The 12,394-nt window shown below is 55.3% G+C and carries 14 protein-coding genes and 1 pseudogene; 11 read left to right on the top strand and 4 right to left on the bottom strand.

Features of this window, described 5'->3' with window-relative positions; translation table 11 throughout:
- The 3 genes from ACFDSS_RS10200 to ACFDSS_RS10210 form a co-directional block, all read left to right on the top strand.
- A partial coding sequence (locus tag ACFDSS_RS10200) for a precorrin-6A/cobalt-precorrin-6A reductase (protein ID WP_375255640.1) occupies positions 1–314 on the top strand: 314 nt, incomplete at its 5' end.
- An 83-nt stretch (positions 315–397) separates the two neighbouring features.
- Positions 398–940, top strand: a complete 543-nt coding sequence (locus tag ACFDSS_RS10205; RefSeq protein ID WP_375255641.1) for a DNA-3-methyladenine glycosylase family protein — start codon at positions 398–400, stop codon at positions 938–940.
- Positions 937–1,605 (top strand): alpha/beta hydrolase, encoded by a 669-nt coding sequence (locus ACFDSS_RS10210; protein ID WP_375255642.1) that lies wholly within the window; start codon positions 937–939, stop codon positions 1,603–1,605. Before ACFDSS_RS10205 ends, ACFDSS_RS10210 begins: the two co-directional genes overlap by 4 nt.
- Here ACFDSS_RS10210 and ACFDSS_RS10215 read toward each other — a convergent pair.
- Entirely contained in the window at positions 1,602–2,471 is an 870-nt protein-coding gene (locus tag ACFDSS_RS10215) for an NAD(P)-binding domain-containing protein (protein ID WP_375255643.1), read from the bottom strand. The two genes, ACFDSS_RS10210 and ACFDSS_RS10215, sit on opposite strands and share 4 nt — an antisense overlap.
- Positions 2,472–2,599: 128 nt before the next feature.
- Here ACFDSS_RS10215 and ACFDSS_RS10220 point away from each other — a divergent pair, with 128 nt between their 5' ends.
- A complete protein-coding gene (locus tag ACFDSS_RS10220; protein WP_375255644.1) occupies positions 2,600–2,863 on the top strand; it encodes a hypothetical protein in 264 nt (87 codons plus the stop codon).
- A 31-nt stretch (positions 2,864–2,894) separates the two neighbouring features.
- On the opposite strand, the gene ACFDSS_RS10225 is transcribed toward ACFDSS_RS10220, so the two are convergent.
- Entirely contained in the window at positions 2,895–3,188 is a 294-nt protein-coding gene (locus tag ACFDSS_RS10225; protein WP_375255645.1) for a hypothetical protein, read from the bottom strand.
- A gap of 420 nt (positions 3,189–3,608) precedes the next feature.
- Here ACFDSS_RS10225 and ACFDSS_RS10230 point away from each other — a divergent pair, with 420 nt between their 5' ends.
- The 5 genes from ACFDSS_RS10230 to ACFDSS_RS10250 all read left to right on the top strand — a co-directional run bounded on the left by ACFDSS_RS10230 (position 3,609) and on the right by ACFDSS_RS10250 (position 8,559).
- Entirely contained in the window at positions 3,609–4,196 is a 588-nt protein-coding gene (locus ACFDSS_RS10230; protein ID WP_375255646.1) for an HNH endonuclease, read from the top strand.
- A gap of 85 nt (positions 4,197–4,281) precedes the next feature.
- Positions 4,282–5,736 carry a glucose-6-phosphate dehydrogenase gene (gene zwf, locus ACFDSS_RS10235; RefSeq protein WP_375255647.1) on the top strand — a complete coding sequence of 485 codons (1,455 nt, stop codon included), beginning with the start codon at positions 4,282–4,284 and terminating at the stop codon, positions 5,734–5,736.
- Between the two features lie 38 nt (positions 5,737–5,774).
- On the top strand, positions 5,775–6,446 hold the full coding sequence (pgl, locus tag ACFDSS_RS10240; RefSeq protein ID WP_375255648.1) for a 6-phosphogluconolactonase: 672 nt from the start codon (positions 5,775–5,777) through the stop codon (positions 6,444–6,446).
- Between the two features lie 3 nt (positions 6,447–6,449).
- Positions 6,450–8,051, top strand: coding sequence for a glucose-6-phosphate isomerase (gene pgi / locus ACFDSS_RS10245; protein WP_375255649.1), 1,602 nt, complete (start codon positions 6,450–6,452; stop codon positions 8,049–8,051).
- A gap of 49 nt (positions 8,052–8,100) precedes the next feature.
- Complete coding sequence (locus ACFDSS_RS10250) at positions 8,101–8,559, top strand: prepilin peptidase (RefSeq protein WP_375255650.1); 459 nt, start codon at positions 8,101–8,103, stop codon at positions 8,557–8,559.
- Positions 8,560–8,610: 51 nt separating this feature from the next.
- Here ACFDSS_RS10250 and ACFDSS_RS10255 read toward each other — a convergent pair whose 3' ends face one another.
- A complete protein-coding gene (locus ACFDSS_RS10255; RefSeq protein ID WP_375255651.1) occupies positions 8,611–9,276 on the bottom strand; it encodes a sulfotransferase family 2 domain-containing protein in 666 nt (221 codons plus the stop codon).
- A 53-nt stretch (positions 9,277–9,329) separates the two neighbouring features.
- Positions 9,330–10,430, bottom strand: a complete 1,101-nt coding sequence (locus ACFDSS_RS10260) for a glycosyltransferase family 8 protein (RefSeq protein WP_375255652.1) — start codon at positions 10,428–10,430, stop codon at positions 9,330–9,332.
- A 170-nt stretch (positions 10,431–10,600) separates the two neighbouring features.
- On the opposite strand from ACFDSS_RS10260, the pseudogene ACFDSS_RS10265 reads away from it, so the two are divergent.
- A pseudogene (locus ACFDSS_RS10265) lies at positions 10,601–11,308 on the top strand (sulfotransferase family 2 domain-containing protein).
- A 135-nt stretch (positions 11,309–11,443) separates the two neighbouring features.
- On the top strand, positions 11,444–12,247 hold the full coding sequence (locus tag ACFDSS_RS10270) for a sulfotransferase domain-containing protein (protein WP_375255653.1): 804 nt from the start codon (positions 11,444–11,446) through the stop codon (positions 12,245–12,247).
- Positions 12,248–12,394: the final 147 nt, after the last annotated feature.

Raw genomic sequence — 12,394 nt, forward strand, 5'->3', positions numbered from 1 at the left:
GGTTTGCAAACCTGCAAGGGTGTCACGTGATTTGTCGCCAGATTGACCCGCCGGATGGACCGTTTCCTTTTCCGGGCGGGCGTTTTTTGGTGGGGCGACCGCCGTTTTCGGTTGCCGATGAAGTGGCGCTTTTCAGCGCGCTGAGCGTTGATTGGTTGGTGGTCAAGAACGCAGGTGGTGCGCCCAGCCGGACCAAACTGACCGCTGCCCGTGAGTTGCATATTCCTGTGTTGATGATTGCACGTCCCGCACAGGGGAATTGGGAGACAGTTTCAACGATTGATGACGCCCTTGGTTGGGTTGCAGCGCTTTGAATGAGCGGCGGATCTTATCGGATGCTTGTGTCGCCGAAGGGGCGGAGTGGCTTTGCCAGCAACAGCCCCGGTTTGCGGTCGCCATGCGAGACATGCCGCCATTGCCCTTGCGCTTGAAACCGGATGGGTTTGCGGAACTCCTGAGCGCGATTGTTAGCCAGCAGGTGAGTGTTGCGTCGGCCAATGCGATCTGGGGACGATTGCTGAACGCAGGTATGACGGTGCCGGAACGGGTCGCTTGCGCGCGCGAAGATGACCTTCGCGCACTTGGTTTGAGTGGTCAAAAGGTGCGATATGCCCACGCATTGGCCTGCGCAGAGATCGATTATGACGCCCTGCACGCCAAATCGGCAAGCGACGTTGTCAGGACGCTCACGGCAGTGTCCGGCATTGGTCCCTGGACGGCGGAAATTTACGTGATGTTTTCGCTCGCGCGCGCGGATGTCTTCGCGCCCGGTGATCTGGCTCTGCAAGAGGCGGCCAGACAGCTTTTTGAATTGCCCGCGCGGCCAAGTGAAAGAGACCTCCGCGGGATGTCTTTGGCGTGGTCGCCGTGGCGATCGGTTGCAGCGCGCATCCTGTGGGCCTACTACAAGAACAGCAGACAACGGGAAGGTATGCGATGACACGGGCATTGGATGCACAGCGGCGCGAGCCGGTTTCTGGCGAAACACGGTCTTGCGTGGTGTTTCTGCATGGCTACGGCGCGAATGCGGCTGATTTGATCGGGCTGGCCGATCCATTGGGTGAACACATGCCTGATACGCTGTTTGTTTCGCCCGACGCGCCCGAAGAATGCCTCGGCGCGCCGATGGGGCGACAGTGGTTTCCGTTACCTTGGATTGATGGATCAAGCGAAGAGGAGAGCATGGCCGGGTTTGGCCGGGCCGCCGCCGACTTGGATGCGTTTCTCGATGGGGTGATGGTAGACGAAGACCTGTTGCCCGAGCAGGTGATGGTGCTGGGATTTTCGCAAGGTACAATGATGGCGCTGCATGTCGTGCCACGTCGTGAAGACGAAATCGCAGGCATCGTCGCCTTCTCCGGTCGGCTGATGGAGCCTGAATTGCTTGCCGATGAGGCGCAGAGCCGCCCGCCGGTGCTGCTTATTCACGGGGATGCCGATGATGTGGTCCCACCACAATCCTTGCCGCAGGCGGCCGAAGCGCTGCAAGGGGCAGGGTGGAAGGAGGTCTATGCTCATTTCATGAAGGGCACGGGTCACGGCATTGCACCTGATGGTTTGTCGGTGGCTTTGGCCTTTATGCGTGACCGGTTGGGGCTTGGTTAAGCCCGCAGGGTTTTCACCAATGCGGCAACATCCTCGCCTCCGAGGCCTGCGTTGACCGCGCGTCGGTAAAGCGAATTGAGAAACGCTGGCAGGTCGGCATTGATGCCGGCGTCTGTGGCGTGTTGATGGATATTCCGTGCCACGTCTGCCCAAACCGCCATCGATCCACCATCATGAAGGCTACCCAGCGGGAATGCAGCTTTTGCAATGATTTCAAAGCGCTCTTGGGCGCGCGGACCATGACCGCACAGATTGGCGAGCAGGCCGACATCGGCGCCTTCGGCCTCACACAAACGCGCGGCGTGGGCAACGCCCGCATAAAGTGAGACGCTGGTGGTGAGTAATCCCAGATCCAAGGCAGCGGCGGCCGCGACGTTGTCACCCAAGTCCACAAGGTTGGAAGAGATTTGCTGCAAAAATGGTTTTGCAATTTCAAACCCGTCCTGACTGCCGCCGACCAAGAGCGGTTCATTGCCGTCAACACCGACCTTATCTGGATAGAACATGATCGCGCCGTCCAATGCCGCGCCACCAGCGGCCTCAACCTTGCCTGCAAAGCGCCGCGCCTCTACCGGGGTCGTTGTCCCCAATTGGACCACAACATGCCTGACAAGCGCATCTGTCTGCCACACGTCTCTCAGGGCTGCTTCCGCAGTCTCGCAGCGGTCAACACAGACAAGGATGACCCGTGATCGCGCCATGAGCGCCGCCGGGGTTTTGGCGATGGATGCCCCTATTGCGGCAAGAGCCTCTGCTTTTTGCACCGTTCTGTTCCAAACGACAGTGTGGTGACCAGCCTTGATTTGCGCTGCAGCTAAGGCCGCACCCATTGCGCCCAGTCCAATTACACCAACTGTTTGGTTCATCTCATGTTCCTCGCATTCAACGCCCAAAGCCTAGGGCGAAGGCTGCGCTTTGCAAAGCACACATTTGGAGGGAGGGAAGCTCCGTTTGTTGTGGAACATTATGGGAACATATGCTGTAGCATAGGGTCATGCCATATGAACCGGTTACGCTTGGATTTAAGTTCGCAGTCAGGGTCCATCACCTGACCGGGCGGGATGTGCTGGTCGTGACATGCCCCGCGTGCCACAAATCTTATTGGGTGGCGACCCATGTCGTCTACGCGCGCTTCCATGCCCATCTGCCGCTTGAGGTGGCCGCGAAGGATTTCGTCTGCAAACGCTGTGGCAACACGCGTGATATGTCGTGGCGGATCGAACGGGCGACCGGGCCTGAATTTCCCAGATCCGCCTGAACCGACAAGAGCGAGCCCGTGAGTGGTGGTCTTAGGCCGACATTTTCTTGTCGAGTGCTTCGCTCTGTGCCTGCGCGTCGCGCTTCTCAACGATGGAATATAGCAGATCGATCTGTTCAGAGGATGACAGGCTCTCGTAGGTGCGGACCATGTCGATGAGAGGTTGGACGCGGTCCTTGAGACCCTGACCCATGGCGCCGACGACAATTGCTTTTATCAATTGGTCAGAACATCCCAGTTCAAAGAGGCTGTGAACCAACCCCACATAGCTGCCTTTGTCTTTCAGGCAGGTCTCCAAAACGCGGTTGATCTCTTTAACACTCATAACAACATCCTTTGACCTAACGGATCACACTGGCAAACGTAACAACACCAAAACCCACGCTTCATATGTGTCATTTTATGAGGGCATCTGGCAAGTTTTGTTCCCAAATAAGGCCAAATTGGGAATGTGTTGTTATCATTTCGGAAACTATAGCGAAAAATCGCGCTGATTACTAACGATTATCGCAAAATGAACAGTCTTGTCTGGCGATATCAAGGCGAGAATCCATTGGCGAGGCCGATTGAACCTCAATATACGCGCAGGCGGCCAAATTACCGAAGGGCCCCTGCGCCGTCCGCACAATTTTGCCGCATGTAGTGGGGTTGTCACAATTCTGACGCCATATATAGTCAAGCTAAAGAAGAGTGCGGGACTATCCGTTTTGTATGTTCCTGCGCCGGCCAGTCTGGGATGAGAGCAATGACGCCATCGAATTTTCGCACTGATTTTGTCCGCAAACCCGGGGCGCTCAAGCAGTTTCCAGCATTGGTGCTGAACGCCGATTACCGGCCGTTATCCTATTATCCTTTGTCGCTCTGGCCTTGGCAGGAAGCTGTGAAGGCCGCGTGGCTGGACCGCGTTGAAATCGTGAGCGAATACGATGAAGTCGTGCGCAGCCCGTCCACGATCATTAAGATCCCGTCGGTTGTTGTGCTGAAAGACTACGTCAAACCGCAATCAAGCGTCGCTTTCACACGCTTCAACCTCTTTTTGCGTGACGAATTCTGCTGTCAGTATTGCGGCGCCAAAGGCGATTTGACGTTCGACCACGTCGTGCCGCGCGCCAGTGGCGGGATCACCAGTTGGAAGAATGTCGTGGCCGCCTGTAGCCCGTGCAACCTGCGCAAAGGGTCTCGGTCGCTCAAGCAATGCGGAATGTCATTGCGCAAACCTCCGCGGCGTCCGGTGGCCGCGCAATTGCACAATGTGGGGCGCAAATTTCCGCCAAACCATCTGCATGAAAGCTGGATGGATTTCCTCTATTGGGATGCAGAACTCGAGGCATAAGCCGATCCGTATCTAGACTTGTGAATTCAGGCGATGTAGGGATGCGGCGTTAGCGCTAACGATCTACCCAGAGGGGGTGCAGCATATGGTCTCTCGAGTCATTCCGGTCGATACATTCGATCTCGTTATTTTTGGTGGCACCGGTGATTTGGCTCGCCGGAAAATCCTGCCGGGCCTGTTCCGGCGGTTTCTGTCAGGGCAAATGCCCGAAGGGTCGCGGATCATCGGCGCCGCGCGCTCTGATCTGGACAGTGCGGCTTACCGTGAGATGATCGCGGGTGCTGTCGCTGAATTTGGCGGTCCTGAAAAGAAGAATGCCAAAGGGTTGGCGGCATTTCTTGCCAGTATCGACTACGTCGCGATTGATGCGATGGGCGAAGGTGGCTGGCAGAAGTTGGCCGCATTGGTGCGTCAAGACGTCGTACAGGCATTCTATTTCTCGGTCGCACCTTCCTTGTTTGGCTCACTGGCGGAGCGGTTGCACACCAATAAGATCGCCAATGCCAAGAGCCGGATCGTCGTCGAAAAACCGTTTGGCCGTGATTTGGAGTCAGCGCGCGAATTGAACAAAACCCTTGCCGCGCATTTCGACGAAAGCCAGATCTACCGGATTGACCACTACTTGGGCAAAGAGACGGTGCAAAACCTGATGGCTGTGCGTTTCGGCAATGTCTTGTTTGAGCCGCTATGGAACAACCACTATGTCGACCACATCCAGATCACTGTTGCCGAAACCGTAGGCGTTGGTGGGCGGGGGGCATATTATGACCGCTCCGGGGCGATGCGCGACATGGTTCAGAACCACCTGATGCAGCTTTTGTGCCTGATCGCGATGGAGCCTCCGGGACAATTTGAAGCTGATGCTGTGCGTGATGAAAAGCTAAAAGTTATCAAGGCACTGCAAGGCATTGACCAACATCATATCGTGCGCGGTCAATATGAAAAAGGCCCTGATGGACCCAGCTACCGTGATGATGCAGAGGACCTGCGCAGCTTTACCGAAAGCTTTATCGCGATGCGCTGCCATATCAACAACTGGCGATGGGCCGGCGTGCCGTTTTATCTGCGCACGGGCAAGCGGATGAAAGCCCGCGCCTCTGAGATTGCGGTCGTATTCAAAGACCTCGGCCACACAATCTTTGAGGGTGACGAAGCGCGCCACCGCAATATTCTCGCGATCCGGCTCCAACCCAACGAGGGGATGGACCTGCAAGTCACCATCAAGGAACCCGGACCGGGTGGGATGCGCCTTATTGACGTGCCTTTGGACATGTCATTCGCCGATGCATTGGGCGATGACGCCGAGGAAGTGACAGACGCCTATGAGCGGCTTATCATGGACGTGATCCGTGGCAATCAGACGCTCTTTATGCGCGGTGATGAAGTCGAGGCCGCATGGGCGTGGACTGATCCGCTCATTACGGGCTGGGAGGCGCGCAATGACGTCCCCAAGCTCTATGATGCGGGATCAGCGGGGCCGGAGGATGCGATGATGTTGATGCGCCGTGATGGCCGTAAATGGCGTGATATCAAAGGGTAACGGCCCTTTATTTATGTCGGTATAAAAGGAATATCTCCATGAAGATCGTCGAATACCCAGACGCTGAAATGATGATGATGGATCTGGCCAATACATTGGCCAGTGAGCTTGAGAACAGCCTTCTGGGCAACGACTTCGCTTCGCTCGCGGTGCCCGGCGGCACCACGCCGGGGCCAATTTTTGATAGCCTTTGCGCCGTTGATCTCGATTGGTCACGGGTCCGCGTGATGCTGACGGATGAACGATGGGTGCCGGAAAGCTCTGAGCGATCAAACACGCGGCTTTTGCGCGAACGCTTGCTGGTCAACAACGCGGCCAAGGCGCAATATGTGCCGCTTTATGCGGATGCGACCGCACCGGAAGACAAACTGCCGGAACTTGCAGCCAATCTTGGCGAAAGCCTGCCGATTTCGGTGGTGCTCTTGGGCATGGGCACCGACATGCACACGGCGTCAATCTTCCCTGGTGCGGACCAGTTGGAGCTTGCCCTTCATGGCAAGGATACGCTTGTCGCCATCCGTGCGCCCGGCGCACCGGAGCCCCGGATCACCCTATCGGCGAATGTCCTTAAATCGGCGATGAGCCGCCACATCGTCATTATCGGCACGCAAAAGCGTGAAGCGCTTGAAAAGGCGCGGCAGTTGTCGCCAAGGGAGGCGCCCGTCGCGGCTGTCTTGAGTGGTTCAATCATTCACTGGGCGGAGCGATAAACCATGTGGGAGAAACTCAAGGCGCATCACGCAAAAGTCGCGGATCGCCGCTTTTCGGATATGGTTGACGACGCGCGCGCCGCAGATTTTATGGCCCAGACCGGTGATATGCGTCTCGATTACGCCAAGACCAATATCGATGCAGAAGGCCGTGGACTTTTGCTGGCATTGCTCGATGTGGTTGATCTGGCAGGCAAACGGGACGCGATGTTTTCGGGGCAGCCGATCAATGAAACCGAAGGCCGTGCGGTGCTGCATACCGCCTTGCGCAATCTTGATGGCGGGCCGATTGCAACAGGCGGTCAGGACGTCATGCCAGAGGTGCTTACAACTTTGTCACGGATGGAGCGTTTCGCAGGTGATGTAAGATCAGGCGCGTTTGCGGGGCAGGGCGGAAAGATCACCGATGTCGTGAACATCGGCATCGGCGGCTCTGATCTGGGTCCGGCAATGGCCGCGCTTGCCCTTGCGCCCTACCATGACGGCCCAAGGTGTCATTTTGTCAGCAACGTCGATCCGGCAGACGTGGCAAGCGTCTTGCGTGGCTGTGATCCGACAACGACCTTGGTGATTGTCGCTTCGAAGACATTCACGACGATTGAAACCATGACCAATGCGCGCACCGCTCAGGCATGGATGGGCGAGGCCGTGAAGGACACAGGCGCCCAATTCGCCGCGCTTTCGACGGCCGCAGACAAGACAGCCGCCTTTGGCATTGATCCATCCCGGGTCTTTGGTTTCGAGGATTGGGTCGGCGGGCGCTATTCTATGTGGGGTCCAATCGGGCTGTCAGTGATGATTGCCGTGGGCGGTAATGCCTTCCGCGCGTTCTTGCGTGGTGGGCAGGCAATGGACCGGCATTTTCAAGCGGCTGATTGGCAGGGAAACCTGCCGGTGATGCTGGCTCTCGTGGGGATTTGGCACAATCAGATTTGCGGTTATGCGAGCCGCGCGGTTTTGCCTTATGACAATCTTCTCATGCGGTTACCGGCCTATCTTCAACAGCTTGAGATGGAAAGCAACGGCAAGGGTGTGGCGATGGATGGCACGGATTTGACCATGCACAGTGGTCCGGTTGTCTGGGGTGAGCCGGGCACCAATGGCCAGCACGCATTCTATCAGTTGATCCACCAAGGCACACGCGTGGTTCCTTGTGAATTCCTTGTTGCGGCCCGTGGCCATGAGGACGCGCTGCATCATCAGCACCAGCTTCTGGTCGCCAATTGTCTGGCGCAATCCGAGGCATTGATGCGGGGCCGCACCCTAGATGAGGCCCGTGGCAAGATCGCCGATAAGTTTGCAGGCGATGAATTGGAACGCCAGGCCCGCCACCGTGTTTTCAATGGCAACAGGCCATCGGTCACGCTGGCTTATCCACAGTTGACCCCCGAAGTCCTTGGCCAGATTATCGCCCTTTATGAACACCGCGTCTTTGTGGAAGGGGTGATCTTGGGGCTGAATTCCTACGACCAATGGGGTGTGGAATTGGGCAAGGAACTGGCCACCGCGTTGCAACCTGTCGTCGAAGGCGCAACAGGCACGGATGGCAAAGATGGCTCAACTGCCGCACTTGTTGGCTTTTTGCAAAAATACGGGGTGTCATAAGGCGGGCGCTTTGGCATAACGCAATGAGCGATAAAAAAGGACCGCTGAAATGATTGCGCAATACGCCCCCTACGCTATGGCCGTTCTGCTGGCCGCGGCGTTTCTGCTGGAAATCCGCACCGGCCGGATCCCCAATTGGTTGTCTGCGCTCCCGTTCGTCCTGTTCGCCATCATTTTTGTCATGGCGGAGGATCGCTCTGTGCTGATTTGGCAAATGGTTCTGGCGGTCAGTGTCTTTGCGTTCGGACTTGGGATGTTTGCGATTGGCGGGATGGGTGCAGGTGCTGTGAAGCTGATGACCGGGACGGTGTTGTTTATTCCGTTCGAGAATGCGTTTTATGCGCTGCTGGTCTATTTCGCGGTATTCTTCACAAGCACACTGATTTTCGTCCAGATCCGGAAATATTTTGGCTCAGAGGATAGCAATTGGCACCTGATGGCCAACGCGGTGCTGCCGCTGAGCTTCACGATCGGCGTTGCCGGTATTTCGGGGATGTTTCTGTTTTAGGCTCACTTCGGTTCTGGTCTGTTCCGCGAGGCAGTTGGAGTTGTCGTCGCTCTATGCCATTGAGGTCCGCGCCATCGCTGTCGGATAATTGAGCGTTTCAAAATCTACCGCGTAAAACCGGTCAATCAGTTTCCGCGTCCCGGTATCTATTCGTAGCGCTTGGTGCTCAGTCGCATTGGAATGGGGGACAACATCAGGTCTTGGGACTTTCCACCGATCAGCGAGATCTGCAATGATGTTATCAAAACCCGTTTCAAAACGGTAAGTTCGGCATTTTGAAACACCGGTGAAGTCGGACTGCGGCCGTATGTGATTGCCGCGTGTCAGTGGATCCTTTGCAGTTTTTGCTATCTGCTGTCGGACCCACTTTGCAAAATGCCGCGTGCGCGCCGCTTCGACGTCTTTGTCGCGCCAGTAGCGAAAACCCCGCAGTGGGGCGGTCTGGCGCTTTCGAAAGGCCCATCGATACTCGCTCGTCAATCGCTCCAGAGGATCACGTACAATGCAGAACGCATCGTCATAGAAATCCTCTGGAATAATTCTTTCAATCAGCGCGGCATGAAAATGCTGGGGAGCAGTCAGAAGGCCCGCGTATTTGCCTGGGTATTTCAATGCCCGGGGCCCCAGATTTTCGAGCCACGTTTCCATCGTCGATCCACCCGTCTTCGGGATGTGGACAAAAAGAATGACTTTGTTGTTTATGCGGTGCAGCGGCATTGACAATTCACGCTTTCATCTTGGGCCTGGCGAAGTAACTCTCTCTTGGGCGATTATCGGTTCCATGGCAATAATGACCCCCAATGAGAGAGCAGCGGTTCTTGTGCTGGATTCCAAGCGATACGGTGCCTGGGATTCCAGCGACCGAGTGCTGGCTTGAACCGCACGGCGCTTTTCAGATTTTTGTCGGTCAGCATAAGCGTGTCGATGGCAGGCTGCATTGCCTTGGGCATCCTGCTGAAAGCTTCACTATATATTTGCCTGAAGACGGGCAGGGCCCTCATGTCACGTGGATCCCAAGGGTGCGCCTTTCCTGCAAAATGGGCGATCAACGGCATGTCCATGGAGTAATCCCATGACCGTTCTCTCTTGAAATTCCAGTTGTCATTCAAACGCTGAAAAGTGTCTCCAAAGACAATGTTTAAGATTTCTTGGTCTCGCATCGGACGGTGGAGTTTTGCGTCAAGAGAGTGGTCATTGGCCAGCGCCATGCAGCGGTCTTCGATGGCTTCGCGTCGCCACATGTCAGCATTCAATACCATGAGGCCGGCATTGAAATAATCGCGTGCAACGGGCATTGCGCGGTCCTTATATAGATAGCTCCAGCTGGTTTCGGGATGGCCCGAAGATACGGCAGCAATTCCAGCTGGCCTTGTTGATGCGAGCTCTCGCAAATCACCCCCGACAAGCGTGTCACCGTCCAGAATAATGTGGGTGTCGTAGCCTTCGGGGGCGCCACATAACCCTAGTCTGGCAAATCCGGCACGCGAAATCCCGTCGCGCCACAGCGGAATGCGCGATGTATTCTGGAACAGCGCACCAATGTCAAAATCACGCAGACTGGCTTTGATACCCCAATCAATCAGAAACGTCGCGGCCTCTTTGCTGATATTCTGTGGGACTTCGTCGAGATATATAATGACATCCATCGATGCGGGGATGCTGCGCGCTGCGGTCAAGACCGACGTCAACGTAAGAGGCAGATAGCGCGTGTCGGTCAGATAGACCAGACAGCTGCGCGGGAGCCAGTTTTCCAAGGTCTCAGCGCCGATTTGCGCGTTTCTTGCGATGCGTGCGCTTCGTCTTCTTGGTGTGCCGTCACGCTGTGCCCCTTGTTTGCCCTGCATCATCTTTGGATCGTTTTTGCTCAGCACTGTCAACTGACCGCAATCTCGTCAAAGTTTCACCAGCCGTCCCAAAACCGTTCGTTTTTCAACTGACGATGGATCAGCGAACTCCGCACTGACTTTTGGATTTACGTTTGCTTTTGATCCTGCAATCTAGGACACATGAGAACAGATTTTCATGGATTGGTAATGGTATGATGTTCAAACTGGATAGCTTTCTGTCTTCTCTTAGCATCACCAGACACCCGCTTCTCAAGGATGCGCCCCGCCATTTGCGCAAGAACATAGCGAACCGATTCATTTATTCGCATGACCATAATTTCACCTATCAACGAGTGCCAAAAGCAGCGAACTCGACGATTTCTCGCACCTTGGCTGTTCATATCCTTGGGCCGGACGCTGTGAAAGGTGATGAGAAAGGCGCTTTGGCCAAGAAGGCACTGGGCGGGCTTCCCACTGTCAAACAGTTTGATGCCAGCTTTCGATTTACGTTTGTGCGTGATCCGGTATCGCGGGTGTTGTCGGCATGGCGCGACAAAGCGCACACGGTAAAATTTCAAGACCGATAAGATCTAGCCGATCCGGCCAATCCAGGACAGCCGATTTCATTTTCACAGCTCTTGCGGCGTTTGGAAGAAGGCCTATTGCACAAGGACTTGCACTGGCTTCCGCAGGCAGAGATGGTTGCATATGGCGGGAAGAAATTCAACTTCATTGCTCGAATTGAGCGTTTGGACGATGAATTGCCAAGCGTGATGGAGACGATCTTCGGCACCTGCCAAGGTGTCGCAACCAGATCCGAGGGTCGAACCAATGCGCATAACTCATTGGCTATGGCTGTCACCCCTGAGGATCGCAACATCATAGAGCGGCTTTATGCGCAGGACTACGAGATGTTTGAATGAGGCCAAGATGCTTTCACCGGGAAAATACCAATTTGCGCTGTCAGATGTCATCTGCGGCATGTCGCTGATCCGCTCCCGAGCAAGGAATTGCCTATGCCCACTGACAACCTAAACGGCAAACGGCCCGTTTTCCTTTTGGGGTTGGGAGCTCAGAAATCCGGGACCACATGGCTCTATCGCTATTTGGAAGGGGCTGACATTTTTGTAGGCGGGTTTGCAAAAGAATATCACATTTGGGATGCCACTGACATTCTGCCGATGCGGCATTTCATAGGGCGGCGTATCGACATTCTGTCAGGCGGCAAGAAAGCCCAGCGGTATCGCATGCAAAAAGATACTCGTCGGTACTTTGACTACTTCGAAGGCCTTCTTCGAGACGGCGCGAAATTAACTGCTGATATCACACCATCGTACAGTGGACTGGGCGTTGAGCGGCTGTGGTTTATCAAGGACGAGTTTGCGAAAAGGGGGGTTGAGACACGCGCAGTCATTCTCATCCGGGACCCATTGGATCGCATCAAGAGCGCAGTGCGTTTCAACCTGCGCAAGAAGAACTACAATGAGGGAATTCCACTTGGTGAGACTGATTTTCTCGCTGCGTTGCAGCAATATTATCGAACTGAAGACTGTCGGCTGCGCACATCTTACCATGAGACAATTCCCAACGCACTCAAGGTCTTCGGCCGCGAACACACCTATATCGGCATCTACGAAACTATGTTTCAGTCCTCGGAGATAGCGCGGCTGTCAGAGTTTTGCGGGGTACCTGAGCGGCAAAAGATGGCTCAGGTCTACATAAACAAGACGAGCGGCGAGATGGCCGAGGATCATGCTTTGGATGCCGAAATTATCGCGGCCTACCAAGAGTGCTATGAATACTGCCGTGCGTTCTTTCCTGAAACGAAGTCGCTTTGGTCATATCGAAACGGAGCGCAGTGACGTAGTGAAGCTGCACTTGGCTGCCCGGCGCACAGATCATTGTCCGTATCGTTTCTTGGATTGGGTTTTTGCAAATCTGTCTGACGCAATCTTGGAGCGGGTAACGGGAATCGAACCCGTAACTGAAGCTTGGGAAGCTTTCGTGAT

The sequence above is a fragment of the Yoonia sp. genome (genome assembly GCF_042093035.1).
In the GTDB taxonomy this organism is placed as follows: Bacteria; Pseudomonadota; Alphaproteobacteria; order Rhodobacterales; family Rhodobacteraceae; genus Yoonia.